This window comes from Ruania alba (assembly GCF_900105765.1).
Taxonomy (GTDB): domain Bacteria; phylum Actinomycetota; class Actinomycetes; order Actinomycetales; family Beutenbergiaceae; genus Ruania; species Ruania alba.
Map to the genome: position 1 here is coordinate 419,463 of NZ_FNTX01000001.1, position 25,430 is coordinate 444,892.

Genomic DNA, 25,430 nt, shown 5'->3' on the forward strand with positions numbered 1-25,430 from the left:
TCTGTGACTCCCGCCAAGCGACTCGTCGTCCTGATCTCCGGTGGTGGGTCCAATCTCGCCGCCTTGCTCGAGGCCACCGGTGACCCTGGCTACGGGGCGCAGGTGGTCGCCGTCGGGGCGGACCGGCCCAGCGCCGCGGGCCTGGACCTCGCGCGCGAGGTCGGCATCCCCACCTTCGTGGAGCGGGTGGGCGACCACCCCGACAGGGACGCCTGGGATGCGGCCCTGACGGACGCCGTCGGGCAGTACGAACCGGACCTGGTGATCTCGGCGGGATTCCTGAAGCTGGTGGGGGAGCGATTCCTCGACCAGTTCGGCGGGCGCTACCTGAACACGCACAACTCGCTGCTGCCTGCCTTCCCCGGCATGCACGGGCCGCGGGAGGCGCTCGAGTACGGCGTGAAGGTGGCCGGCGCCACGCTGTTCGTGGTCGATGCGGGAGTCGACACCGGGGTGATCATCGCTCAGGTGGCAGTGCCAGTGCTGGACGACGACACCGAGGACACCTTGACCGAACGGATCAAGGTGGCCGAGCGGGCCCAACTGGTGGACTCCGTGGGCCGGCTGGCACGTGAGGGGTGGCGCGTCGAGGGGCGCCGGGTGATCGTTGGCGAGTAGTGGACGCTCCCGCTGCGGCCGGTAGACTGCTTCGCGGGCCGTGACTGGCGTCACGAGGTGGAGCACCACCGGGGAGCGGCCCGAGAAGCTGCGACTTCGTGCACCGGCCGCCTGGGTGCCACGTCCCGAGCCGGAAGCGACCCGCGACCGGAGCACCCCTCGAGACCCACCAGGAGTACGCCGTGACCGACCAGATTCCCGTACGCCGGGCCCTCCTCTCCGTCTTTGACAAGACCGGACTGGACGCGCTCGCCACCGGCCTGCATGCAGCGGGCGTGGAGCTCGTCTCCACCGGTTCCACCGCGTCGACGATCGAGGCCGCCGGTGTGCCGGTGACCCGCGTGGAGGACGTGACCGGCTTCCCCGAGTGCCTGGACGGGCGGGTGAAGACGCTGCACCCGCGGATCCACGCCGGCATCCTCGCCGACCGCCGTCTGCCCGAGCATGTGGCGCAGCTGGAGGAGCTGGACGTCGCCCCGTTCGACCTGGTGGTCGTGAACCTGTACCCGTTCGCCGACACCGTGGCTTCGGGCGCCGAGGTGCAGGACTGCATCGAGAAGATCGACATCGGCGGCCCGTCGATGGTGCGGGCCGCCGCGAAGAACCACGCCTCGGTGGCGATCGTGACCGCCGGTGCCGACTACGGCTCCGCCGTCACCGCCGCACAGGCGGGCGGGTACACCCTGGCTGAGCGGGAGCAGCTCGCCGCGAAGGCATTCGTGCACACCGCTACCTACGACGTGCAGGTCGCCTCCTGGATGGGCAACGTGCTCACCGACACCTCCGTGATTGATGGTGAGTCCACCGGGTTCCCCGCCTGGATGGGCACCGCGGTGGAACGCAACCAGGTGCTGCGCTATGGCGAGAACCCGCACCAGCGGGCCGCCCTGTACACCCACCCTGACGCCGGGGACAGCCTCGCCACCGCCGAACAGCTGCACGGCAAGGCGATGAGCTTCAACAACTACGTGGACACCGACGCCGCGATCCGGGCCGCGAACGACCACGGCGGCCGGCCGACGGTCGCGATCATCAAGCACGCCAACCCGTGCGGGATCGCCGTGGGCGGCGATGTGGCCGAGGCGCACCGCAAGGCGCACGAGTGTGACCCGGTCTCGGCGTTCGGCGGCGTGATCGCCGTGAACGGCGAGGTGACCCGGGCGATGGCCGAGCAGGTGGCGGAGGTGTTCACCGAGGTGATCGTGGCCCCGGCGTTCGCCGAGGATGCCCTGGAGGTGCTGCAGCGGAAGAAGAACATCCGGATCCTGCGCACCGAGGGTCGCCCCGGCGGGCTGGACGTGCGGCAGATCTGCGGCGGGTTCCTCGTTCAGGCCTCCGACCAGATCGACGCCGACGGTGACGACCCGGCGGCCTGGACCCTCGCTGCCGGTGGTGCGGCCGACGAGGCGACCCTGGCCGACCTCGCGTTCGCGTGGCGGTCCGTGCGGGCGGTGAAGTCGAACGCCATCCTGCTCGCCTCCGGCGGCGCCTCCGTAGGCATCGGGATGGGGCAGGTGAACCGGGTGGACTCCTGCAAGCTGGCCGTGGAGCGCGCGAACACCGGTGACGTGGAGCGGGCCCGCGGCGCCGTGGCAGCCTCCGACGCGTTCTTCCCGTTCGCCGACGGGCTGCAGGTGCTGATCGACGCCGGCGTGCGGGCCGTGGTGCAGCCGGGTGGGTCGATTCGGGACGAGGAGGTCATCGCCGCCGCAAACGCCGCCGGGGTGACCCTCTACTTCACCGGGACCCGCCACTTCGCGCACTGATCGCTGGCCCCTCCGCGCACGCCCCTCAGCGCTCGCCCCCTCTCCGCCGAACGCTCGCCCCCTTCCCGCCGAACGCAACCTTGTGCGGCAGAACGTGCCGCGAACGCCGCACACGGTTGCGCTCGGCAGCGCGCAAGATTATGAGCTACGCTGGAACTCATAATCTGGGGTGGGAGGTGTTATGGATTCGTCTTCGACAGATGGTGCATGGCCTGCCCTCCAGTGGGAAGAGCGCGTCTGGACTCCCGCGGGCCAATGGGGTGTACAGGCGGCGAGCCGTGGCCGCGCGCAGGCGTATCTTGCGGCAGTGCCTGCCTCGGTCGCTCAACGTGTCCCTGCCCTCTCGACTGATGTCGAGGGCGCAGCGCGCGATGCTGAACGGGAGTTGAGTCGTCTCGATGCCGAGCTCGGAGTGCGTGTGAGTTCGTTCGCTCCGGTGCTGCTCCGGTCGGAAGCGGCGTCATCGTCCCAGATCGAGATGCTCACGGCTTCCGCGCGAGCGATCTTCAGCGCTGAACTGGGCCTGAGGACGGGCCGCAATGCCGAGCAGATCACCGCGAACACGCGACTGTTGGAATCGGCGATCGCTCTGGCCGACGAGATATCGCCAGCAGCGATTCTGCAGATGCACGCTGTGCTGATGGAGAACCGGAGCGCGCACCCGAGGGGCCGTTGGCGCGACGAGGCGGTCTGGGTGGGCACCCGCTCGGACAGCGCTGTGGGTGCTGAGTTTGTGGCGCCGCACCATGCGCGGATTCCCGCTCTCATCGACGACCTTGTCGCGCTCGCGTCACGTCGTGACATCTCGCCCGTGGTTCATCTGAGCGTGGTGCATGCGCAGTTCGAGACCATCCATCCGTTCACGGACGGCAACGGCCGGACCGGGCGCGCATTGGCACAGGCGATGCTCCGGCACGCAGGAGTGACGCGCCACCTGGCTATTCCGGTCTCGGCCGGGCTGCTCGCGGACATCGAGGGGTATCACCGTTCACTCACGGCATTCCGCTCCGGCGACGTGGAGCCCATCGTGCTCGCATTCACCGACGCGATTGCGCGGGCCATTGCCAATACGCGGGCCCTGGTGGCCGAACTCGACGAGATCCGGGCACGCTGGGAGGAGCGACTGAGGGTTCGTCGGGACAGCCATGCGTGGCGGCTCCTGGACGTGCTGCTCCGCAGTCCGGTGGTGTCGGCAGCGCTGGCAGCCGACGAACTCGGCATCCGGCAGCCCAATGTGTATCCGCCACTGCGAGCGCTCACTGAGGCAGGAATCCTCGCCTCCAAGCGCGAGCACCAGCTCGGTCCGTTCTGGCGCGCCGACGAGGTACTGAGTGCTGTGGATGCGTTCGCGGAGCGGGCGGGACGGCGGGAAGGCTGACCAGGCTCAGCCCGCTATCACGTCCGCCGAACGCAACCCTGTGCGGTGTTTGGCGCGCGATGTGCCGCACCAGGTTGCGCTCGGCGGGCTAGATGACGGCGCGGCGCAGCGGCGTGGCCGGGTCGGCGGCGAGGGTGCGGTCCAACCGCGGCAGCGATCCGCGGCTGAGCAGCTTACGCACCGCACCGACCTCCCGGGGGGCGTCGGCGATCACCGCGCCAACCAGGTGCTCACCGTCGAAACACAGCGTGGTCCACGCCTGGGTGAGGTCGCCGCGGGTGAGCTGGTCGTCGGTGAGCCGGCCGAACACAGTGAGATGGTGGCCGAGCTGGGTGGAGTAGACGTACGGGGCCGGTTCAGCCGTGTCCTCCGCGGGCGCATGCCCGACGAGAGCGCGTGCCAGCGGCACCGGGTCGGTGAGGGCGGCCGACCAGTGCCCACCGGGCACGGAGCCGAACAGCGGGTGGGTGCGGGCGGCGACGTCTCCGACCGCCCACACCCGCGGGTGCATCGACCGACCGGTCCCGTCCACCGGGAGGTGACCGGACGCCGTCAGGGGCATGGAGGGTTCCAGCCAGCCCGTGCTCGGGCGGGCGCCGATCGCGCACAGCACCACGTCCGCCGTCAGGACCTCTCCGGTGGCCAGGGTCACGACGGCGGACCGTACGCTGGCCACGGGGGTGTCCGTGCGTAGCCGTACGCCCTGGGCGGCGTACCAGTCGATGGTGCGTGCCCCGAGCTCGGTGCCGAGCTGGCGGGCCAGGGGAGCGGGGCCGGCCTCCAGTACGGTCACGTCACAACCGGCGCCGGCGGCCACCCCGGCAACCTCGGCACCGATCCAGCCGGCCCCGATCACGATCAGGGATGCTCCCGGGACCAACCGCGCCCGAAGGTCGGCGGCGTCCTCGAGGGAGTGCAGCGTGAAGGTGCCGGACCAATCCGCGGGCTGGACGGCGCGGGAGCCGGTGGCGGCCACGACGGCGTCGGCCTCGAAGTCGCCACTGGTGGTCTGCACAATGACGGGGTCATCGGTGGTGGTCCCCACATGCAAGGCATCGGCGGTGGTGCTCAGGTGCAGATCGTCGGCGAGGGCGCTGAGGTCCTGGTCGAGATCGTCGGCGAGCCAGGTGGGCTCGGGATGGCTGAGCAGTTCCTTGGAGAGCGGGGGCCGGTCGTACGGCAGGTGCGGTTCGGCGCCGATCACTCGGAGGTGGCCGGTGAACCCAGCCGCTCGCAGCTCAGCGGCGGTGCGCAGGCCCGCGAGACCTGCTCCCACCACGAGGATCCGGTTCGGAGTACCGAGGCTGGAGTTGCTCACCCGGCCACGCTACTCGCGCCGGGAACCTGCCGGGCGCAGCCTCGCAGCGGCGGTAGGCTCGCAGCGATGACCACCCCCCGGCCCACCCCGCGGCCTGTCGAACCTGGCCACTGGCGCCGGTACGTCGTCATGTGGATCGCCCTCGCGTGGCTGCTCGCGGCCTTCGTGGTGATGATCGTCGAAGGAGCGCGCCCCGGTGCGCTGGTGATCGCCTCCGAGCTGGTGGTGCTCGGCTTTGTCCGTGCTGTGACTCGCAGCCCCGGGCCATACGGGATCACCAGCCGCTCGCGTGCCTTCGATGTCGCCGTCCTGATGCTCAGCGGGATCGGGATCGGCACGCTCGCGCTGATCGCGAGCGGCCTAGATCCCCTCTGAGCTCAGGCGCGAGGAGTTTCGCGCTCGTCGGGCTCACCGTCGTCCGTGCTCTCGGCACCAGCCTCAGGAGATGCCGCGTCCACGTCGACGGTTTCCGTCTCGGTCGCCTCGTCGTCGAGCGCCGTCACGTCGTAGTCCTCGGTGAAGGCGTCGTCGCGCTCGGGAGTCGCTTCGTCCTCGGTGAGGACGACCGGGGAGTCGTCGGACTCGACGTCCTGATCGAGCACCTCGGTCTCATCGGTGAAGTCCTCGTCGATCTCGTCGTCACCCTCGTCCTCGTCGTCCCACGCGTAGGTGTCCTCCTCCGCGAGCGGCTCCGGAGCGAAGACCGTGAACATCAGTCCGGCGATCGCACCACCCAGCAGCGGTGCCACCCAGAACACCCACAGGTCGCCCAGCGCCCAGCTTTCGGAGAAGATCGCGGCCGCTGTCGCACGCACGGGGTTCAGCGCCCCGCCGGTGAGCGTGTAGGTGGCCACAGTGAGTCCCGCATACGCCAGGCCGATCACCACGGGACCGCTGAGGACGCCACGGCGCAACCCGCGCCCCGCAGCCAGCGCGACCGCCACGAACAGCATGGTCGCGATCGCCTCCACCAGCAGCACCTGCACCAGATCGCTGGACACCTCACCGCCGGAGAGGCGCCCGAGGGTGGAGTTCTCGCCGATGCCGCTGGCGTTCGTGCTGAACATCGACCGGGTGGACCCCTGTCCGCTGGCCGTGGCCAGCGCCGTCGGGATTGTCACGAACAGCAGGGCCGCCGCACCGACGGCGCCGATCAGTTGCGCCACCCAGTAGGGCAGGATGTCCGCCCAGGAGATCCGGCCGGTGAGCGCGGCGCCAAGGGTGACGGCCGGGTTCAGGTGCCCGCCGGAGACGTGTCCGATCACGGCGATGGCGACGATCACGCCGGCTCCCCAGGCGAGGAGCTTGGCACCCTCGTCCGGGTTGACCGTGACCCCGGCATACAGGGTGACGCCGAACCCGATGAACACGAGTAGGAAGGTGCCGAGGATCTCGGCGGCGAAGCGGATGAACAGAGGACGCTCGGCTGGGGTGACGTGGTCCTCGGCGGTGCCGGTGCGGTCGTCGGTCTCGACGGCCGGGGCGGTGGGGGTGGACATGCGGTTCCCATCGGGTCGGGCGTGGATAAGTCAGCACGGTGATCCTTCCACGCGAACCTGAGAATCTCCCGAGAACTCCTCGCGCGCCGGTGGCGCATCACTCCCGGAGGTCGGACGGGCTGGAACGCGGGGCCCGGCGGGTGCCCGGGTCCATTAGCCTGGGGTCACCGGGTGCGGTCCGGTACCCACCGGCGTGAGGGCTGGTCGCCCGCGGGCGAGCACAGTGGTCGCGTCGAGGTGCCAGCGGCGCCCGGGCCGCCACAATCGAGGAGGAGACCCCACCCCATGACTCAGCCCGTCAACGTGACCGTGACCGGTGCGGCCGGTCAGATCGGCTACGCCCTGCTGTTCCGTATCGCCTCCGGTCAGATGCTCGGCCCGGACACCCCCGTGAAGCTGCGTCTGCTGGAGATCCCGCAGGGCGTGAAGGCCGCCGAGGGCACCGCGATGGAGCTCGACGACTGCGCTTTCCCCTTGCTCGCCGGGATCGACATCTTTGACGACCCGACCGCCGGGTTCTCCGGAGCGAACGTGGCGCTGCTGGTCGGTGCTCGCCCGCGTGGAGCGGGCATGGAGCGCGGTGACCTGCTCGAGGCCAACGGCGGCATTTTCGGCCCGCAGGGCGCGGCCATCAACGCCGGTGCCGCCGATGACGTTCGGGTGCTCGTGGTGGGCAACCCGGCGAACACGAACGCGCTGATCGCTTCCGCGCACGCCCCGGACGTGCCCGCCGATCGGTTCACCGCGATGACCCGGCTCGACCACAACCGGGCACTGAGCCAGTTGGCGCAGAAGACGCAGACCCCGGTCTCCGACATCGCGAACCTCACCATCTGGGGCAACCACTCCGCCACCCAGTACCCGGACATCTTCCACGCCACCCTCGCCGGCAAGCCGGCGGCCGAGGTCGTCAACGACCAGGACTGGCTGGAGAACACCTTCATCCCCACCGTCGCCAAGCGTGGCGCGGCGATCATCGACGCCCGCGGTGCGTCGTCAGCGGCCTCCGCGGCGAACGCGGCAGTGGACCACGTCCACGACTGGGTAGCCGGGACACCCGACACTTCCTGGACCTCCGCGGCCATCCCCTCCGACGGTTCCTACGGGGTGCCCGAGGGCATCATCTCCTCCTTCCCGGTGCGCTCGACCGGAGGAGCCTGGGAGATCGTGCAGGGGCTGGACATCAACGACTTCTCCCGCGGCAAGATCGACGCGTCGGTGAACGAGCTGGTCGAGGAGCGGGATGCCGTGAAGGGGCTGGGGCTGATCTGATCGGCTTGTTCCGACCTCTCCTCACTGAACCACCCGCGTGGCCGCACCGAACTCGGTGCGGCCACGCGGCGCGTTAGGGGAGCGTCGATCTTTCGCATCTCCCACGAACGACTACGTTGGAGCATGGCCGATGCCGTCCTACCCGAAGGTTGACCGTGCACGACACGACTGCCCGCACCGAGCACCGCCTGCGCCGCTTCATCTCCGAACGCCTGCTCCCGGCGAAGTACCGCGCCCGGGCGCCCCTGACGGTCACCGCTTGGGACGTCCCGGACGAACCGGTCCCGTTCACCGAGGCGGTGAGCCAGGAGTACCGCCCGTTCGAGGTCGGCACCCCGTGGGGCCGCCCGTGGAGCACCGCCTGGTTCCACCTCACTGGCTCGGTGCCCACCGACTGGGCCGACCAGATCGCCGCCGGTTGTGAGCTCGAGCTCGTGGTGGACATCGGTTTCACCGCGGCGCAACCGGGCTTCCAGGCCGAGGGTGCGCTCTGGTTGCCGGACGGGCGCATCCTCAAGGGCCTCGAACCGCGCAACCAGCACCTCGGCCTCGCCGCCGACACCCACGAGCTGGACGTGTACGTCGAGGCCGCGGCCAACCCCGACGTCCCGGACGGGCAGTGGATCAAGCCCACCCCGATGGGCGACAAGGCCACCGCTGGCACGGACCCCATCTACACCTTCACCGCCGCCGACGTGGCGCTGCTGGACACCGACGTCTTCGGCCTCACCGCCGACGTCCTCGCCCTGCAGGGCTTGATGCTCGAGCTGGACCCGACCTCCCCGCGGCGTGCGCAGATCCTCCGTGCCCTCGAGGACATGATGGACGCCGTCGACCCCGACGACGTCGCAGGCACTGCCGCGCAGGGCCGTCACCTTCTCGAAGGGGTGCTGAGTGCCCCGGCGACGGCGTCCGCCCACCGGGTGCACGCCGTCGGGCATGCGCACATCGACTCGGCATGGCTGTGGCCGGTGCGTGAGACCGTGCGTAAGTGCGCCCGCACGTTCTCCAACGTGCTGGACCTGATGGACCGTGACCCGGAGTTCACCTTCGCCTGCTCCTCCGCGCAGCAGTACGCCTGGATCAAGGAGTGCTACCCCGAGCTGTACGCCCGGATCGCCGAGCGGGTGCGTGAGGGGCGGTTCATCCCGGTCGGCGGCATGTGGGTGGAGTCGGACACCAACATGCCCGGCGGGGAGGCGATGGCCCGCCAGTTCGTGACCGGCACCCAGTTCTTCATCGACGAGTTCGGGGTAGAACCGCGCGAGGTGTGGCTGCCGGACTCGTTCGGCTACTCCGGTGCGCTCCCGCAGATCGCCACGTCCAGCGGGAAAGAGTACTTCCTCACCCAGAAGATCTCCTGGAACGACACCAACACCATGCCGCACCACACCTTCGACTGGCAGGGTCTGGATGGCACCCGCATCTTCACCCACTTCCCGCCCGTGGACACCTACAACTCCATGCTGGATGGCCCCGAGCTTGCCCGCGCGGAGCGGCAGTACGCCGAGAAGGGCCGCGCGAACACCTCCTTGGCTCCTTATGGATATGGCGACGGCGGGGGTGGGCCGACCCGCGAGATCGTCGCCCAGGCGCGCCGGGTGGCGAACCTGGAGGGCTCGCCGCAGGTGGTGCTCTCCACACCGGACACCTTCTTCGACACCGCCCGCGCCGAATACCCGGATCCGCCGGTGTGGACCGGGGAGATGTATCTGGAGTACCACCGCGGCACCTACACCTCCCAGCACCGCACCAAGGCAGGGAACCGGCGCAGCGAGCACCTGCTCCGCGAGGCCGAGCTCTGGGCCGCTACCGCCGCGGTGCGCGTGGGCGCTCGCTACCCGGCCGAGGAGCTCCAGCGGCTCTGGCACCTGGTGCTACTGCAGCAGTTCCACGACATCCTGCCCGGGTCCTCGATCGCATGGGTGCACCGTGAGGCGGAGCGTCACTATGAGGAGATCGCCGCCGAACTGAACGAGCTGATCACTGCCTCGATCTCCGCCCTGGTGGGCACCGGCTCCACGGAACTGTCCCTGAACGCGGGGCCCTACGCCGTCGAGGGGATCCCCGCTCTGGGCGGGGCAGCCACAGCCGAACCGCACACGGACGTGCACCTGGAGGCGGCCGGCACCGACTGGGTGCTGACCAACTCGCGGGTGCGGGTGACTGTGGACGAGCGTGGGCTGATCACGTCGCTGGTGGACCTGGCCACCAACCGTGAGGTGATCCCGGCCGGGCGGGCGGCGAATCTGCTGCAGCTGCACCGCGACATCCCGAACGAGTGGGACGCCTGGGACATCGATGCCCACTACCGGCACGTCGTGACCGACCTGGTGGAGGCGGACGAGATCACCACCGAGACCCACGGGCACGCGGTCGTCGTGGTGGTGCGGCGCTCCTTCGGGGAGTCCACGATCACCCAGCGCATCGAGCTCCCTGCCGAGGGGGACGTGCAGATCACCACCGAGGCGGACTGGCACGAGCGGCAGAAGCTGCTCAAGGTGGCCTTCCCGCTGGACCTGGCCGCCGAGCGCGCCACGTCCGAGATCCAGTTCGGGCACATCCACCGCCCGACGGCGGTCAACACCTCCTGGGACGCCGCACGTTTCGAGACGGTGGCGCACCGGTGGGTGCACGTGGGCGAGCCGGACTTCGGCGTCGCCGTGGCCAACGACGTGACCTACGGTCACGACATCCACGCCGACACCGACGACGCCGGTAACCCGATCACCGTGGTGCGGCAGTCGCTCCTTCGCGCCCCGCTGTTCCCGGACCCGGACGCCGACCAGGGTACGCACGTGCTGCGCACCACTCTCGCGGTGGGCGTCGGGATCGACGGCGCGGTGCGGGCCGGGTACGCCACCAACCTGCCGCTGCGGCGGGTCTCCGGTGAGCGTACGGTGGCGCCGCTGGTGGCCGTGGACCACCCGGGTGTGGTGGTGGAAGCCGTGAAGCTCGCCGAGGACGGTTCCGGTGACGTGGTGGTGCGGCTCTACGAGGCGCACGGGCGGCGTGCCGAGGCCGTGGTGGCCGCGGACTTCGAGACAGGCGGGGCGGTCGAGACCGACCTGCTGGAGCGGCCGGGTCCCACGCGAGCCGGCGTGCGTGCCAGTGGCAACCGCGCCCACCTGAGCCTGCGGCCGTTCCAGATCTGCACGCTGCGGTTCGCTCGCGCCTGAGGTCGACCGCTCGGCCCCATCACCCTCCGCCGGCCCGCAACCTTGTGCGGCGTTGCAGCTCGCAGATGCCGCACAAGGTTGCGCTCGCGGGCCGGCTGCAGCCGGGGAGCGCCGATGGTGGGGACGGTTTGTGGTGGGGAGTGCTGCCCAGGGACACCGGTGCGCAGGGGGTGGGTGGGTCGCTAGAGTGCTGGCATGGCCCAGCGATTCAATCCTCCTCCCGGCTGGCAGGTGCCCGCCGGCTTCGCACCGACCCAAGGGTGGCAGCCGGACCCGTCCTGGCCGCCGGCCCCTCCCGGGTGGAACTTCTGGGTGGATGACGCGGTAGGGACGTATGGTGCCGCCAGCCAACCCGGCTACGGCGCTCAGCAGCCGGGATACGGCGAGCAGCAGCCCGGCTACGGGGGCGCGAGCCAGCCGAGCGGGTACGGTCCGTCGAACCCGGGGGCTGCCGGACCGGGTCACCCGGGCATGCACAACGCCGGGACGCCCGGCGCGCACGGCGGGGGCAACGCCTATGACCCGTCCCCGACCACGGGGCAGGCCAACGCCTACGACCCGTCCCCGAACACGGGGCAGCCCGGTGCCTACGACCCCTCGATGGCGCCCGGGGGCGCGAGCATGGCGCTCGTCGAGAAGCAGGTCAAGGACGGTCGACGGAACATCTTGATCGGTCTCGGGGTCGCAGCGGTGGCGCTGGTGGTCTGGATCGTCTCGTACAGCGCGGCCGGCCCGGGGGATACCTACCTCCGGCCCTGGTACTTCGTCCTCTTCGGTGTGATCTTCGGGATCCGCGGGATCGTGGAGTACGTGAAGGCGAAGAAGCAGCTCGCCCAGGCCCAAGCCGCCGCCGGTGGTGGCCTGTACGGCACCGGGATGGGTGGCTCGGACATCCCCGGCTCCGGTACCGGAGACTCGCCTTTCGGCGGCCCCAAGGGCAAGGGCGACGACCTATACCGCTGACGGATCCGGCAATCTCTCGACTCGCTAGGCGATGTTGTCTTGACTGAGGGGCCGATAGAGTCTCGACTGAGTCGACAGCAAGTTCTCGGCTGAGTGGCATGTATTTTGTCGACTGACTAGTCCACAATTTCTCGACTAGACGGTCGACAGACTCTAGAATGGCCCCATGAGTGCTGATTCGGGAGCGTACCTGCCGCGTGTGGTGGACGCGGAGCTGGAAGGCCTCCTGCGAATCTCGGGTGCCGTTCTCATCGAGGGGCCGAAGGCCTGCGGCAAGACGGAGACCGGGCGGCGGGTGGCCTCGAGTGAGGTGCGCGTGGACGTCGATCCTCAGGTCCCGGCAATGATGGCCGTCGATCCCGCGTTGCTTCTGAGTGGCGGCACGCCGCGACTTATCGACGAGTGGCAGGGGCAGCCGCAGCTCTGGAATGTCGTGCGACGAGCAGTGGACGACCGCCAGGGCAAGGGGCAGTTCATCCTCACCGGGTCCGCGCAGCCGGTTGAGGATGCGCGTTTGCACTCAGGGGCCGGTCGGATCGCACGGCTGCGAATGCGGCCGATGACGCTCTGGGAATCGGGTCAATCGAGCGGTGAAGTGAGTCTCTGGTCGCTGCTCGCAGGGGAGCGCCCGTCGACGGTCGTCACCGAGCCTGACCTGCCCGGGATCATCGACGCCCTCGTTCGCGGTGGATGGCCGAGCGTCCAGGGTGCGCCCCTCGCCGATGCCCGCACCCAGATCCAGCACTATGTCGACCTTCTCGCCGAGGTGGACATCAGCGCTGTTTCCAATCGTCGACGGGACCCGAACAGAGTCCGCCAGCTGCTGAGCTCGTTGGCGCGAAGCTCGGCGACCGAGTCGAGCATTTCCACCTTGGCCACGGACGTGGGAGAGGGCACTGGCTCGTTTGCATGGGAGACCATCGTCGACTATCTCGACGCGCTCTCCCGGCTCATGGTGGTCGAGGATGCGCCGGCCTGGTCGCTGCATCTGCGGTCCAGCGCGACCCTGCGCAAGGCGCCCAAGCGGCACTTCGTCGACCCCTCCCTGGCCGTCGCCGCCCTGGGTGCTGGGCCGGAGGAGCTGATGCGCGATCTCAACTTTACCGGGCAGTTGTTCGAGTCGCTGGCAGTCAGAGATCTGCGCGTCTACGGTCAGCGCCACGGAGTCAGAGTGTTCCATGCACGAGACTCCTCCGGCCGTGAAGCAGACGCAGTCCTGCAGCGGCGTGACGGCGCATGGATGGCCGTCGAGATCAAGCTCGGGCCAGGTGCCGTCGACCACGCAGCGAGTTCTCTGCTGCGCTTTGCCGAGAACGTGGACGAGCGAACAGGCGAGTGCCTGGGGTTGCTCGTCGTCACGGGGTGGGGCCTCGCCCACCGTCGCGACGACGGTGTGAATGTCGTGCCTCTGACCGCCCTGCGGGACTGACAGTCAGCGGAAGACGACCGTCCGGTGCCCGTCCAGTAGTACCCGGTGCTCGGCGTGCCAGCGCACCGCACGGGCTAGCACGCGCCGCTCCACGTCCTGACCCATCGCGATCAGGGCAGTGACGTCGTCGGAGTGGTCCACCCGCTCCACGTCCTGCTCGATGATCGGGCCCTCGTCCAGCGACGCGGTCGCGTAGTGCGCCGTGGCCCCGATCAGCTTCACCCCTCGGTCGTGCGCCTGCGCGTACGGGCGCGCACCCTTGAAACTCGGCAGGAACGAGTGGTGGATGTTGATCACCCGACCCGCCAGGGCGGTGCAGACGTCGTCGGAGAGGATCTGCATGTACCGGGCCAGCACCACCAGCTCGACGTCCATCTCGTCCACCAGCTCGAGCAGCCGCGCCTCAGCGTCGGCCTTCGTCGCCTTCGTGACCGGTACGTGGTGGAAGCCCGCGCCGTAGAACTCGGCGAGCGGCTGCAGCACCGTGTGGTTGGAGACCACGCCGACGATGTCCACCGGCAGGCGCTGCGACTGCTGGCGGAACAGCAGGTCGCCCACGCAGTGTTCGGTGGTGGACCCGAGCACGAGGGTGCGCATCGGCCGCCCGACCCGGTCCACCAGCCAGGTCATCCCGAACTGCTCGGCCACCGGGGAGAGCGAGGCCTCCAACTCGGACTGCGGAAGGTCCGCCTCGACCTGTACCCGCATGAAGAACAGCCCTGTCTCGGGGTCGCCGAACTGCTGGGACTCGGTGATGTTGCCGCCGCGGGTCGCGATCGCACCGGCCACCGCGTGCACGATGCCGGGCCGGTCCGGGCAGGAGAGGGTGAGCACCCACTGCGTGGGCGGGGTCGCGGATTCGGTGGCTGCGTTGGTCACACGCCGAGAGTAGTAGCCCGGCGGTGGCGGCCCGGACACGAGTGTGTGTTCGAGTACACACGAGTGCGCCGGGGATGGAAGGATAGGCACATGGATGAGCTGAAGATCGACGTCGTCGACGCCGACCATGCCGGTGAGTTGCTCACCGTGCGCCGTGCCGCGTTCGTGACCGAGGCCCAGCTCTACGACGATCCGCACATCCCCTCTCTCACCCAGACCCTGGACGAGCTCACCGAGGACCTGGCGCGTGCCGACGTCGTCACCCTCGGTGCCTGGATGGAGAACCGGCTGGTGGGCTCGGTGCGGGTGGGCCTGGAGGAGGACCGCGCGCTGCTCGGCCGCCTCGCCGTGGTGCCCGACCTGCAGGGCCAGGGCATCGGCACCCAGCTACTGATGGCGGTGCTGCACTACCTGCCCGAGCAGACCCAGGAGGTCTGGGTGTTCACCGGGCAGGACTCCAAGCAGAACCTCTCCCTCTACGCCAAGCACGGGTTCGAGCACCAATACGACCAGAACGCCGGTGACCTCACCTACGCCTACCTGCGCAAGATCCTCGGCGGGATGGCCGGTGATGACGACAGTGCCTCCGTCGACGTCCCAGGTGACGATCTGGGCGTCACGCGCTGAGGACAGAACGTTGAAGGGTTATGGGCGTTTGCCCGCCGGGTCAAACGTGGGAGTGGGGCCGAAGAGCACATTGTCCGTGGCTTCCCTCCTGCTGAGGTACCAGGAACCTCCAAGGCAGACGTACTCGTCCTGATACGTGCCGCCCCCGCAGAGCCAGTCGTCGGCCCAGCCTCCGAATGCCTGACCGAGTTGTGTCATCACAACGACGTCCGCCGTACCAGTGGCGGTGTCGCCTGAGACGGTGACGCGGTGATTCACTGTGGCGTGCTGCATCCGCGGAAACTGTGCCCACTGGTGCCGAACCGCGGCCTGAATCTCGCCCAGGCCGACGAACTCGCGGGCTGGGCCCACCTTCCAGACAGCGTTGGGGGACCAGACCGACTTCCACACGTCCGCATCACGGTGGTCCGCGCCCCAGCAATATCGGGCAGCAAGGTCGCGAATCTCCTCCAGCGATTCCAGGTGGTGCAGCCGTCGAGTGATCGATGCGAGTTCGTCCATCTGAGCAAACTAGACCCGACCTGCGACATGACCGTCTCTGGCTGAGCCGTCGTCATATCGTCTAGGCTGGACCCATCGCGACTGGCGCAGGTGGATCACCACCGGGGAGCGATGCAGAAGACGAGCCTCACGGTCGCCCGCCTGGGCCGCGAGGGTACCGCCGATGCATCCACCTGGAGGATCCATGACCCAGTCCGTGTCCGAGCAGGCCACCACGCCGGTGCGTGACCAGAGCCTCGCCGAACTCGACCCCGAGATCGCCGCCGTCCTCGAGGGGGAGCTGGGCCGCCAGCGCGACACCCTCGAGATGATCGCGAGCGAGAACTTCGTCCCCCGCGCCGTCCTGCAGGCCCAGGGGTCGGTGCTCACGAACAAGTACGCCGAGGGCTATCCCGGCAAGCGCTACTACGGCGGCTGCGAGCAGGTCGACATCGCCGAGAACCTCGCGATCGACCGGGCCAAGGCGCTCTTCGGCGCCGAGTACGCCAACGTGCAGCCGCACTCCGGTGCCACGGCCAACGCCGCGGTGCTGCACGCGCTGGCCACCCCGGGCGACACCATCCTCGGGCTCTCCCTGGCCCACGGTGGGCACCTGACGCACGGGATGAAGATCAACTTCTCCGGCAAGCTCTATAACGTCGCCGCCTACGGCGTGGACCCGGACACCTACCGGGTGGACATGGACGCCGTGCGCGATGCCGCCCTCGAGCACAAGCCCAAGGTGATCATCGCCGGCTGGTCCGCCTACCCGCGCCAGCTCGACTTCGCCGCCTTCCGTGAGATCGCCGACGAGGTCGGCGCCTACCTGTGGACCGACATGGCGCATTTCGCCGGTCTGGTGGCCGCGGGGCTGCACCCGAGCCCGGTGCCGCACTCCGACGTCGTCTCCACCACCGTGCACAAGACGCTTGGCGGGCCTCGTTCCGGCCTGATCCTCGCCCGGGACGCCGAAGGCTTCGGCAAGAAGCTCAACTCGGCAGTGTTCCCCGGCCAGCAGGGTGGCCCGCTGATGCACGTGATCGCCGCGAAGGCGGTCGCACTCAAGGTGGCCGCCGGTGAGGAGTTCGCCGCGCGGCAGGCAGCCACCGTGCAGGGAGCGCAGATCCTCGCCGAGCGGCTCACCGCTGCCGATGTCGCGGGCGCCGGGGTGTCGGTGCTCACCGGCGGCACCGACGTGCACCTGACCCTGGTGGACCTGCGGGACTCCGCCCTGGACGGTCAGCAGGCGGAGGACCTCCTGCACTCAGCCGGCATCACCGTGAACCGCAACGCGGTCCCGTTCGACCCGCGCCCGCCGCGGGTGACCTCGGGCCTGCGGATCGGCACCCCGGCGCTCGCCTCCCGCGGGTTCGGCGAGACCGAGTTCCGCGAGGTGGCCGACATCATCGGCACCGTGCTCGCCGCCGGAACCGGTGCGGACATCGAGGCCGCCAAGGCCCGGGTGCAGAAGCTCACCGACGCGTTCCCGCTCTACCCGGGACTGGCCCAGTGAGCGCCCCGGAGCAGACCGGCGCGCGGATGATGCCCGGCAAGCCGGTCGCCGAGGCGGTCTTCGCCGACCTGGCCCCCCGGATCGAGGCGCTCGTGGCCGCCGGGCACCGCCCGGGCCTGGGCACGATCCTGGTGGGCGATGACTCGGCCAGCGCGGGCTACATCCGGATGAAGCAGGAGCGGGCCGGCGAACTCGGCTTCACCTCCCCGCACATCCACCTCGGTCAGGACGCGTCCCAGGCGGACGTACTGGCTGCGATCACTGAGATGAACGACGCCGACGACGTGGATGCGGTGCTGATGCAGCACCCGACCCCGCCGCAGATCGACTTCGACGCCGCGCTGCTCGCCCTCGACCCGGACAAGGACGTGGACGGGCTGCACCCGGTGAACATGGGGCGCCTGGCGCTCGGCATGCCCGGCCCGGTGCCGTGCACGCCGGCCGGGATCGAGGCGATCCTCGCTCACTACGAGGTGCCGATCTCCGGCCGGGAGGTGTGCATCCTCGGCCGCGGCACCACGCTCGGCCGTCCGCTCGCACTGCTGCTCTCCCAGAAGCGCCCGACGGCGAACGCGGCCGTGACCGTGGTGCACACCGGGGTACCGAACTGGGCCGACTACACCCGCCGGGCCGAGGTGGTCATCGCGGCCGCCGGGGTGCCGGGGATCCTGCAGCCGGAGCACCTGACGGCGGGGGTCACCGTGGTCGGGGGAGGCGTGCGCTACGAAGGGCGCAAGCTGCTGCCGGATGTCGACGAGTCCTGCGAGGCCGTGGCCGGCGCGATCACCCCGCGGGTGGGTGGCGTGGGCCCGACCACCATCGCGATGCTGTTCCAGAACGCCGTCGAGGCGGCCGAGCGTCGGGCGTAGTTCCCACCGCCGTGGGCAGGGTTGTGGTCGCTTGTCGGCCTGAAAGCGACCACAACCCTGCCGTGGTTCCAAGGGAACGATCGTAGATCCGCCCCGGGCGGGTTGGGATCGACCATGATCCCGCCCCGGCGGGCTGGGGTCAGCCGAGGAAGCGGATCAGCAGCCGGCGCAGATCGGCGAGTTCGGTCTCGTCCAGGTCGTGCGTGACCAGGCCGTCGATCGCATCCGGCACGTTCAGCGAGCTCAGCGCCGCGAACCCCTCGCCGGTGATCTCCACGATGTGACGACGGCGGTCCTCGGGGTGCGGGTAGCGGCGCACGTAGCCGGTGCGTTCCAGGCCGAGGATGATCCGGCTCATCGTCTGCTCGGTCACGCCCGTGTGCTCGGCGATCTCCCGCTGGGAGTGGCCACCGCCGGCCAGCACGGCCAGCACCGGCAGCGAGGCGTGGCTGAGCGACCACTGGGCGAGATAGGTGTCCCAGGCCCGTTCCACCCGCCGGGCCGCGGCGGAGAGCAACCGGCCGGTGGGCCACTCGTCCGGGCGCTCGGCCACGCCCGGGCCCGGTGCGGGCGTGGGCTCGTCAGGTAGAGGGGCAGACTGCGGCACGACGTCCATCCTGGCACGGGCCGCCGCCTCCACCCTTCGCCGAGTGCGGCCCTTCTCGCTCACCTTGTGAGATATAGCCGAAAAGGCCCGCACTCGATTCCAAAGTCGCGGTCCATTTGCTTGCGCGAAGGAGGGCTCCCGTCGCAGAATGCTCAGCATGCTGACTAATGCCGGTGCGAGCAGCCGCCGACCCGCTCTGGTGCGCTCCCTCATGGTTGCCCTCGCGCTCGTCGCCTGGCTCGCCATCGGAGGCTTCGGCGGGATGGCGCAGGGCAATCTCTCGGGAGTCCAGGAGAACGACCCCGCAGCCTTCCTGCCCGAGAGTGCCGAGTCCACCCAGGCGAACGAGCTGATCGCCGATTTCTCCGAGGACACCTCGCTTCCCGCGCTGCTGGTGATCGAAGCTGATGATGGCGGGGCACTCACCCCGCAGGACCTGGCCGCCATCGGCACCCTCGCCGAATCCATCCCTGGTCTGGACCTGCCCGGCGGGGCAACAGTCGCCGACTACCTGGTCACGTCCCAGATCCCGACCGTTCCCAGCGAGGACGGTGAGGCGGCGCTCCTCCCTATCTCTCTGGATGCCGCCCAGGCGAGCGACCTGCTCGGCGAGGACGAGGAGCGGGTCTCCACCGCCGTCACCGAACGCATCCGTGCCGAGGTAGCCGACACCCTCCCCGATGCCGACCTGGCCGGCTGGGTGACCGGACCGGCCGCCGGTGTGGCCGACCTGGTCTCGGCCTTTGCCGGGATCGACGGCATCCTGCTCGGCGTGGCGCTGGCGGTGGTGCTGGTGATTCTCGCGATCGTCTACCGGTCCCCGCTGCTGCCCTTCGCCGTCATTCTCACCTCGGTGTTCTCCCTGTGCCTGGCGGCACTGGTGATCGTGCCGCTGGCTGGCGCCGACGTGCTCCTCCTGAACGGGCAGAGCCAGGGCATCCTCTCCATCCTCGTGATCGGCGCTGCCACCGACTACTCGCTGTTGCTGGTGGCCCGCTACCGCGAGGAGCTCACCCGCAACGAGCACCCCGCCGCCGCGATGCGGGCCGCCTGGCGTGCCACGCTGGAGCCGATCGCGGCCAGTGCCGGCACCGTGATCGTGGGCCTGCTGTGCCTGTTGCTCTCCGACCTCGGCTCCAACGCCAGCCTCGGTCCGATCGCCGCGATCGGCATCGTGGCCTCGGTCCTCGGTGCGCTCACGCTGTTGCCGGCCCTGTTGCTCGTGCTCGGCGCGCGGTCCCGTGCCATGTTCTGGCCGTCCCGCCCCCGTTACGCCCCGGAGAGGTCCGTGCAGGACGCGGGCGTGCCCACCACCGGCCTGTGGGCCCGGGTGGCGACCCTGGTGACCAAGCGAGCCCGGGTGGTCTGGGTGAGTACCGCCGTCGTGCTGGGTGTGCTGGCGGCCTTCGCCACGACCTTCCAGGCCGAGGGCACCAGCGACAACGACGTCTTCCTCAGCGAGGTGGAGTCCGTGGCCGGGGAGGAGGTGCTCGCCGAGCACTTCGCCGTCGGCACCGTGCAGCCGATCCAGGTGGTCGCGCCCGAGGGGTCCACCGATGATGTCCTCGCCGCTGCCGAGAGTGTCGACGGCGTCACGTCCGCGGCCGTGGTGACCGAGGGGTCCGGCCAGGGCGTGCCTGGGCAGGGTGAGGCGATGGTGATCGACGGGCGCGTCCTGGTGGAGGTGGTCACCACCGATTCCGCGGAGAGCCAGGCCGTGCTGGCGACCGTGACCGAGGTGCGGACCGCCCTGGAAACGGTGAACGAGGACATCCTCGTCGGTGGCGAGGCTGCGCAACGCCTGGACACCCAGGAGACGGCCGAGCGCGACCTGCGCACCATCATCCCGGTGGTCCTGCTCGTGATCGCGCTGATGTTGATGATCCTGCTGCGCTCCGTGGTGGCTCCGCTAGTCCTGCTGGCCGCGAACGTCCTGTCCTTCGCCGCCACCATGGGGCTTTCCGCCCTGGTGTTCAACCACCTGCTCGACTTCCCCGGCGCCGACGCCACGGTGCCGCTGTACGGCTTCGTGTTCCTGGTGGCGCTCGGGATCGACTACTCCATCTTCCTGATGACGCGGGTGCGAGAGGAGTCGTTGCAGCTCGGCACCCGGCCCGGGGTGCGCACGGGGCTGGCGGTGACGGGGGGAGTGATCACCTCGGCCGGCCTGGTGCTCGCGGCCACGTTCTCCGCGCTGTGGGTGATCCCGCTGCTGTTCCTGGCTCAGCTCGCGTTCATCGTGGCCGTGGGCGTGCTGATCGATACCTTCGTGGTGCGCAGCCTGCTGGTGCCCGGTCTGGTGCACGATCTGGGTCGGCGCACCTGGTGGCCGTGGGCGCGGCGGATGCCGGCGGACTGAGTCTCCCGTCCGTCAGGGAGTGTCGGCGGGCCGTGATGGGATGGTTCCATGTCGAGCTCTTCTCCTCCCGCACTGAGTATTGCCACCTTCAACGTCAACGGGATCCGGGCTGCCTTCCGGCGCGGGATGGCCGAATGGATCGCCGCACGCGAACCCGATGTGTTGCTGCTGCAGGAGGTCCGTGCCACCGACGAGATCGTCACTGGCTACCTCGGCGAGGGGTGGCACCTCGCGCACGAGGAAGGGGTGGCCAAGGGGCGCGCCGGCGTGGCGATCGCCTCCCGTCTCCCGCTCGACGGCGTCCGGTTCGGTGTAGGCGATCCGGCCACCCGGGCCGATGGTGAGGTGGGCCGCTGGGTGGAGGCCGACATCCAGCGCGGCGAGGAGACGATCACCGTGATCTCCACCTACATCCACTCCGGGACCGCCGGGACGCCGTCGATGGACGAGAAGTACGCGTTCCTGGACAAGGTGACCGACCGGATGGCCGAGCTGAGCAGGCAGGGGAGAGCCGCCGTCGTGGGTGGGGACGTGAACATCGCGCACACCGAGCGCGACATCAAGAACTGGAAGGGCAACCGGAAGAACGCGGGATTCCTGCCCGAGGAGCGGGCCTACCTGGATCGGTGGACCGGTGAGCATGGGTGGGTGGACCTGGGGCGCGCGTTCGCTGGAGATGTGGACGGGCCGTACACGTGGTGGTCCTGGCGCGGGAAGGCCTTCGACAACGACTCCGGCTGGCGGATCGACTATCAGTTCGCCAGTCCTGCGCTCGCGCCCCTGGCCACTTCGGCGGTGGTGGACCGGGACCCCGCCTACGACCAACGGATCTCCGACCACGCCCCGCTGCGGGTGTCCTACGATCGCTGACATGTCCGCGGAGAACGAACCCCGGTTCGCCGGGTGGCAGCAGATGGTGGATGACAGCCGGGCGATCCTGCAGCGCCGCACCGGTGCCGACGTCGCTGCCTGGGCCGACCGGGTCCGGGCCGCGGGTGCGGGGACGCCTGAGGAGGCGCGCACCTGGCTCGCCGAGCAGGACGTGCGCGGGCGCGGGCAGGACGCCGTGATCTGGGAGATGTTCGGGCCACCGGAGTTCTTCGAGCTCTCCGGGCAGGAGCTGGTGGACGATCAGTACGCCGACCGGCCCGGGCTGCGCCCGATCGCCGAGGTGGTCTTCGAGATCGCCACCGGGCTCGGCGCGCAGCTCCAGGCCCGCAAGACCTACGTCTCGCTGCGCACCGGACGGCGTCAGTTCGCCCAGGTGGTGCCGGCCGCGAAGAGTGCGCTGCACCTGCTGCTGCGTCTGGACGTGCCGGCCGACGATCGCGTGGAGGTGCTCACGCCGAACAAGGACCAGCCGCTGGACCGCCGGGTGCGGCTGCGGGATGTGACCGAGGTGGACGACCGGGTGCGTGACCTGCTCGAGGCGGCCTGGCAGCAGAGCTGGTGAGGAGGGTCAGTAGCGGATCGCGTCGATCGGTTTCACCCGGACGGCGACCAGCGCGGGCAGCAGGCCGGCCAACGCCCCGACGGCGGTCGCGGCCACGAGTCCGGTCATCGCCGCTTCCATCGGGAACGGCGGCGCGTCCTGGACGCCACCCCAGCCGAGCCAGTCATCGAGGGGCATGTTCTGCACGATTGCGATAGCCATCGCCACCCCGATCACACCAGCGATGAACGTGGCCACCACGGACTCCATCATGATGGAGAAGAACACACGTGCGGACGTGGCGCCGAATGAGCGACGGATCCCGATCTCCCGGATCCGCTGGCGCACCGTGACCAGCGCGATGTTGACCAGGCTGAGGGCGCCCAGCAGCAGCACCAGTACGCCGATGCCGGTGACGATCAGCTGGAAGGCCTGGTCGAAGGCCTCGTAGCCGAACGCATCCATCCGGTAGGCCTCGACGTGCGTGCTCGCACCGAGCATGGCCTGAAGGTCGCGGGTGATGGTCTCCTGGGCGATGTCCGCCACCTCGGGTCCGATCCACACCTCGAGCGTCGGTGGCCCCGTCATCATCGGGTCACTCATGCCCCACCGGTCGAACGCCGCGTGCAGCAGGAACGCTTCTGGCATCGCCCCGTCCCACTGATCGGGGACCACGCCGATGATGGTGGTCGTTACGTCCGGGTCACCGGTTATCGTCGCTGTGACCGGCTCGCTCAGGTCAGCAACTCCCAGTTCACGCAGGAATGCCTCGTTCACGACGACGGCGGGGGCGAACCTGTCCTCGTCCGCCGCGGTGAACCAAGTGCCGTGCACCACCTGGATACGCCGCATGGCCCCGTAGGCAGGGTCCACCACCTGCGTCTGCACCATCATCGTTCCCGCCGGGAACCGGAAGTTGGTGGTGGTCATGGAGGTGAGGCTCGCGTGCTCGATCCGGTAACGGTCCACCACCTCGCGCATCGCGTCGGTCGTTGCCTGACCGTCCCCCTGGGGCACCCCCATACCCTCGGACCATGCGTTGACACCGAGGGTGGCCGGCCGCCCACTCTGCCGTTCGATGAGTTCGGCCTGGCCCTGCTGGGCGATCTGCCCGATCGCCGTCACGCTGGTCATCGCCGTGACTGCGATCGCGACGCCGACGAGGGAGAGCAATACCCGGAGCCGGTGCACCCGCAGCTCCTTCCACGCCTCGACGAGCGCCCCCACCAGCGAGGTCATGAGACGAACTCGCGTTCGTCGTCGCTCGGCTCGTCCTCGGCGGGCGACTGATCAGCGCGACTGATCGGGACGTCGTCGGGGGCGCGATCCTCAGTCGGTAGGTCCAGCGGAGTGAGCACGCCGTCGCCGAGGCGGAAGTGCCGCTTCGCCCGGGACGCGACGGCGAGATCGTGTGTGATGGCGATCAGCGCTGCGTCGTTCTCGGTGGCCATCGAATCGAGCAGCGTCATGATCTCGGCGCCGGTCTCCAGGTCCAGGGCGCCGGTCGGCTCGTCGGCGAGGATCACCCGAGGAGTGCGCACCAGGGCGCGGGCGATGGCCACACGCTGCTGCTCGCCGCCGGAGAGGTGCTCAGGCATCGAGTCCATCCGGGTGCCGAGACCCACTCGATCGAGCATGTCGGCGGCGATCGTTCGCCGGCGCCAGAACATCCGGCCGCGGGCGTACAGCAACGGCGCGATCACGTTCTCCAGGGCGGTGCGCCCCGGCAGCAGGTGGAACTGCTGGAACACGAAACCGAAGCCCTCGCCCCGGCGGCGGGCCCGCTGCCGGGACCGCAGCCGGCCGATCGGCACGCCGTCGAGCAGGTACTCGCCGTCCGTGGCGGCGTCGAGCAACCCGAGGATGTTCAGCAGGGTCGACTTGCCCGTGCCGGACCTGCCCACCACCGAAACGTGCTCGCCGGCGGAGACGGTCAGGTCGATCCCGCGCAGGATCTCCAGCACGGAGTCATCGGGCAGGCGGACGGACTTGGTCACGCCATGCAGCTCGAGCAGACTCACCCGACCATCTCCTGGTCCCTGGCATACGGGTCGATCGGCTCCTCATCGCCGATCGGGATGAACTCCAGGACCAGGTCCCCAGCCTCGAGCCCGTCGGTGATCTGGACGACCTCACCATCGGTGAGCCCGAGGCTGACCTCGTGCTCAGCGGGTTCCCCCTCATCGGCGGGCAACCACACATTGCCCGTCTCGAATCGTCCCTGCACCGCGGTCACCGGCAGCACCAGGGCATCCTCGACCGAGCCCGTCGTGATCGTCAGGGTGGCAGTCAACCCGGGGAAGACGGTGACGTCGTCGGGAACGGAGCAGCTCGCCTGGACGGTGGTGCCGCCGGGCGCGTCCCCCTCAGGGGCGACGGAGTCCGGATTGGAAGGGCCGGTGCTCCCGCCGTCAGCACTGCTGCTCGTGCCCGTGGTCAGATTGGAGCAGGTGAAGGGAGCCGGTCCGTTCGGCACCGTGACCTCCCCTTCGCTCGGCGCATCGATGAGCCGGTATTGCTGCTCCGGGGTGAGTGAGCCGATCACCGAGTGCGTGCCCGGGTCCACGGTCGCCACAACGTCACCGATGGTGACGGTCTGGTTGGCCAGCACCTTGAAGTCCACGATCCCGGATGCTGGTGCCTTCACGACCGAGCTGATCACCTGAGGCTCCTGCTCGGTGACAGTGATGTTGCCGTCCTCGTCCGTCGATTCCACAGGGTCGCGGGGGATCTCCTGCTGAACCACGAGCAACCGATCGCCTTCGGTGACCTCTGCACCGTCGCTCACCTCGAACCAGAGGATGTAGCCCTCCTGCTCGGCAGGTGCGGGCACTGCGGCGTCCGCCACGACTGTCCCGGCGATCTCCACCGTGTTTGTGATCGAGGCGGTCGTGACCTCGATCTGCGGTTCGGTGAAGTCCGCGTGCGGCTCATCCTGGGGCGCCTCAGTGTCCGGCTGGGTGGGTGAGCCGCCCCCGAACGCGAGCTGCACCAGCGCCACGGCGATCACCGCCCAGACGAGGATTCTCAATGCTGGAAAGATGATGCGGCGCGTCACGCCCACGACGACCCCCTTGTTCCGTACGGCCCCAGTTCAACGTGTGTGCAGTGTAGGGGACAAGGCACAGTCGGGGGTGAGTTCACGTGTCCCGGATCGGCCTGCGACGGGCCGGACCGGACACGAGGGCTCGATATCTCCTCGCGGCACCACAGTCATCCGCCACAGCGGCGATAGCACCACG

22 protein-coding genes and 2 riboswitches are annotated in these 25,430 nt (G+C 69.5%); of the genes, 14 read left to right on the top strand and 8 right to left on the bottom strand.

Translation table 11 applies throughout. The features are described 5' to 3' along the window. The first annotated feature begins 3 nt into the window (after positions 1-3). The 3 genes from purN to BLU77_RS01915 all read left to right on the top strand — a co-directional run bounded on the left by purN (position 4) and on the right by BLU77_RS01915 (position 3,762). Entirely contained in the window at positions 4-618 is a 615-nt protein-coding gene (purN, locus tag BLU77_RS01905; RefSeq protein ID WP_089771448.1) for a phosphoribosylglycinamide formyltransferase, read from the top strand. Between the two features lie 30 nt (positions 619-648). Next, positions 649-742: riboswitch (ZMP/ZTP riboswitch) on the top strand. A gap of 58 nt (positions 743-800) precedes the next feature. After that, positions 801-2,384 (top strand): bifunctional phosphoribosylaminoimidazolecarboxamide formyltransferase/IMP cyclohydrolase, encoded by a 1,584-nt coding sequence (gene purH, locus BLU77_RS01910; RefSeq protein ID WP_089771449.1) that lies wholly within the window; start codon positions 801-803, stop codon positions 2,382-2,384. 418 nt (positions 2,385-2,802) lie between these two features. After that, entirely contained in the window at positions 2,803-3,762 is a 960-nt protein-coding gene (locus tag BLU77_RS01915; RefSeq protein ID WP_245708620.1) for a Fic family protein, read from the top strand. A gap of 88 nt (positions 3,763-3,850) precedes the next feature. On the opposite strand, the gene BLU77_RS01920 is transcribed toward BLU77_RS01915, so the two are convergent. Further along, a complete protein-coding gene (locus BLU77_RS01920; RefSeq protein WP_089771451.1) occupies positions 3,851-5,080 on the bottom strand; it encodes an NAD(P)/FAD-dependent oxidoreductase in 1,230 nt (409 codons plus the stop codon). Between the two features lie 66 nt (positions 5,081-5,146). On the opposite strand from BLU77_RS01920, the gene BLU77_RS01925 reads away from it, so the two are divergent. Continuing rightward, on the top strand, positions 5,147-5,455 hold the full coding sequence (locus BLU77_RS01925; protein ID WP_089771452.1) for a DUF3017 domain-containing protein: 309 nt from the start codon (positions 5,147-5,149) through the stop codon (positions 5,453-5,455). A gap of 2 nt (positions 5,456-5,457) precedes the next feature. Here BLU77_RS01925 and BLU77_RS01930 read toward each other — a convergent pair whose 3' ends face one another. Next, positions 5,458-6,579 (bottom strand): MIP/aquaporin family protein, encoded by a 1,122-nt coding sequence (locus BLU77_RS01930; RefSeq protein WP_089771453.1) that lies wholly within the window; start codon positions 6,577-6,579, stop codon positions 5,458-5,460. Positions 6,580-6,864: 285 nt separating this feature from the next. Between BLU77_RS01930 and BLU77_RS01935 the strand changes: the two genes are divergently transcribed. The 4 genes from BLU77_RS01935 to BLU77_RS01950 all read left to right on the top strand — a co-directional run bounded on the left by BLU77_RS01935 (position 6,865) and on the right by BLU77_RS01950 (position 13,422). Next, positions 6,865-7,851, top strand: coding sequence for a malate dehydrogenase (locus BLU77_RS01935; RefSeq protein WP_089771454.1), 987 nt, complete (start codon positions 6,865-6,867; stop codon positions 7,849-7,851). A gap of 155 nt (positions 7,852-8,006) precedes the next feature. Beyond that, a complete protein-coding gene (locus BLU77_RS01940; RefSeq protein ID WP_089771455.1) occupies positions 8,007-11,030 on the top strand; it encodes an alpha-mannosidase in 3,024 nt (1,007 codons plus the stop codon). Between the two features lie 195 nt (positions 11,031-11,225). Next, positions 11,226-11,993 carry a hypothetical protein gene (locus BLU77_RS01945; RefSeq protein WP_089771456.1) on the top strand — a complete coding sequence of 256 codons (768 nt, stop codon included), beginning with the start codon at positions 11,226-11,228 and terminating at the stop codon, positions 11,991-11,993. Between the two features lie 166 nt (positions 11,994-12,159). Further along, positions 12,160-13,422, top strand: a complete 1,263-nt coding sequence (locus BLU77_RS01950) for an ATP-binding protein (RefSeq protein WP_089771457.1) — start codon at positions 12,160-12,162, stop codon at positions 13,420-13,422. A 3-nt stretch (positions 13,423-13,425) separates the two neighbouring features. Here the strand turns inward: BLU77_RS01950 and purU are convergent, their stop codons facing one another. Next, positions 13,426-14,301 (bottom strand): formyltetrahydrofolate deformylase, encoded by an 876-nt coding sequence (gene purU / locus BLU77_RS01955; protein ID WP_245708621.1) that lies wholly within the window; start codon positions 14,299-14,301, stop codon positions 13,426-13,428. 90 nt (positions 14,302-14,391) lie between these two features. On the opposite strand from purU, the gene BLU77_RS01960 reads away from it, so the two are divergent. Further along, positions 14,392-14,928 carry a GNAT family N-acetyltransferase gene (locus BLU77_RS01960; protein ID WP_089771459.1) on the top strand — a complete coding sequence of 179 codons (537 nt, stop codon included), beginning with the start codon at positions 14,392-14,394 and terminating at the stop codon, positions 14,926-14,928. Positions 14,929-14,946: 18 nt separating this feature from the next. On the opposite strand, the gene BLU77_RS01965 is transcribed toward BLU77_RS01960, so the two are convergent. Next, complete coding sequence (locus BLU77_RS01965) at positions 14,947-15,429, bottom strand: nuclear transport factor 2 family protein (protein WP_089771460.1); 483 nt, start codon at positions 15,427-15,429, stop codon at positions 14,947-14,949. A gap of 67 nt (positions 15,430-15,496) precedes the next feature. Then, a riboswitch (ZMP/ZTP riboswitch) is annotated at positions 15,497-15,583 on the top strand. Between the two features lie 30 nt (positions 15,584-15,613). On the opposite strand from BLU77_RS01965, the gene glyA reads away from it, so the two are divergent. Then, complete coding sequence (glyA, locus tag BLU77_RS01970) at positions 15,614-16,921, top strand: serine hydroxymethyltransferase (RefSeq protein WP_089771461.1); 1,308 nt, start codon at positions 15,614-15,616, stop codon at positions 16,919-16,921. After that, a complete protein-coding gene (locus tag BLU77_RS01975) occupies positions 16,918-17,790 on the top strand; it encodes a bifunctional 5,10-methylenetetrahydrofolate dehydrogenase/5,10-methenyltetrahydrofolate cyclohydrolase (protein ID WP_245708622.1) in 873 nt (290 codons plus the stop codon). The genes glyA and BLU77_RS01975 overlap by 4 nt, the downstream gene beginning before the upstream one ends. 139 nt (positions 17,791-17,929) lie before the next feature. Here BLU77_RS01975 and BLU77_RS01980 read toward each other — a convergent pair whose 3' ends face one another. Continuing rightward, positions 17,930-18,397 (bottom strand): MarR family winged helix-turn-helix transcriptional regulator, encoded by a 468-nt coding sequence (locus tag BLU77_RS01980; protein WP_245708623.1) that lies wholly within the window; start codon positions 18,395-18,397, stop codon positions 17,930-17,932. Between the two features lie 157 nt (positions 18,398-18,554). On the opposite strand from BLU77_RS01980, the gene BLU77_RS01985 reads away from it, so the two are divergent. The 3 genes from BLU77_RS01985 to BLU77_RS01995 are packed head-to-tail and all read left to right on the top strand — an operon-like array spanning position 18,555 to position 22,209. Continuing rightward, the gene (locus BLU77_RS01985; protein WP_342741432.1) at positions 18,555-20,756 is read left to right on the top strand and encodes an MMPL family transporter; all 2,202 of its coding nucleotides are present in this window, start codon (positions 18,555-18,557) and stop codon (positions 20,754-20,756) included. 48 nt (positions 20,757-20,804) lie between these two features. Beyond that, the gene (locus tag BLU77_RS01990) at positions 20,805-21,626 is read left to right on the top strand and encodes an exodeoxyribonuclease III (RefSeq protein ID WP_089771464.1); all 822 of its coding nucleotides are present in this window, start codon (positions 20,805-20,807) and stop codon (positions 21,624-21,626) included. A gap of 1 nt (position 21,627) precedes the next feature. Beyond that, positions 21,628-22,209 carry a DUF5655 domain-containing protein gene (locus BLU77_RS01995; RefSeq protein WP_089771465.1) on the top strand — a complete coding sequence of 194 codons (582 nt, stop codon included), beginning with the start codon at positions 21,628-21,630 and terminating at the stop codon, positions 22,207-22,209. A 6-nt stretch (positions 22,210-22,215) separates the two neighbouring features. Here the strand turns inward: BLU77_RS01995 and BLU77_RS02000 are convergent, their stop codons facing one another. The 3 genes from BLU77_RS02000 to BLU77_RS02010 are packed head-to-tail and all read right to left on the bottom strand — an operon-like array spanning position 22,216 to position 25,252. After that, positions 22,216-23,427 carry an ABC transporter permease gene (locus tag BLU77_RS02000; RefSeq protein ID WP_089771466.1) on the bottom strand — a complete coding sequence of 404 codons (1,212 nt, stop codon included), beginning with the start codon at positions 23,425-23,427 and terminating at the stop codon, positions 22,216-22,218. Next, positions 23,424-24,209 carry an ABC transporter ATP-binding protein gene (locus tag BLU77_RS02005; protein ID WP_089771467.1) on the bottom strand — a complete coding sequence of 262 codons (786 nt, stop codon included), beginning with the start codon at positions 24,207-24,209 and terminating at the stop codon, positions 23,424-23,426. The genes BLU77_RS02000 and BLU77_RS02005 overlap by 4 nt, the downstream gene beginning before the upstream one ends. Continuing rightward, the gene (locus BLU77_RS02010; RefSeq protein ID WP_245708624.1) at positions 24,206-25,252 is read right to left on the bottom strand and encodes a permuted SH3 domain-containing protein; all 1,047 of its coding nucleotides are present in this window, start codon (positions 25,250-25,252) and stop codon (positions 24,206-24,208) included. The genes BLU77_RS02005 and BLU77_RS02010 overlap by 4 nt, the downstream gene beginning before the upstream one ends. Between the last annotated feature and the right edge of the window lie 178 nt (positions 25,253-25,430).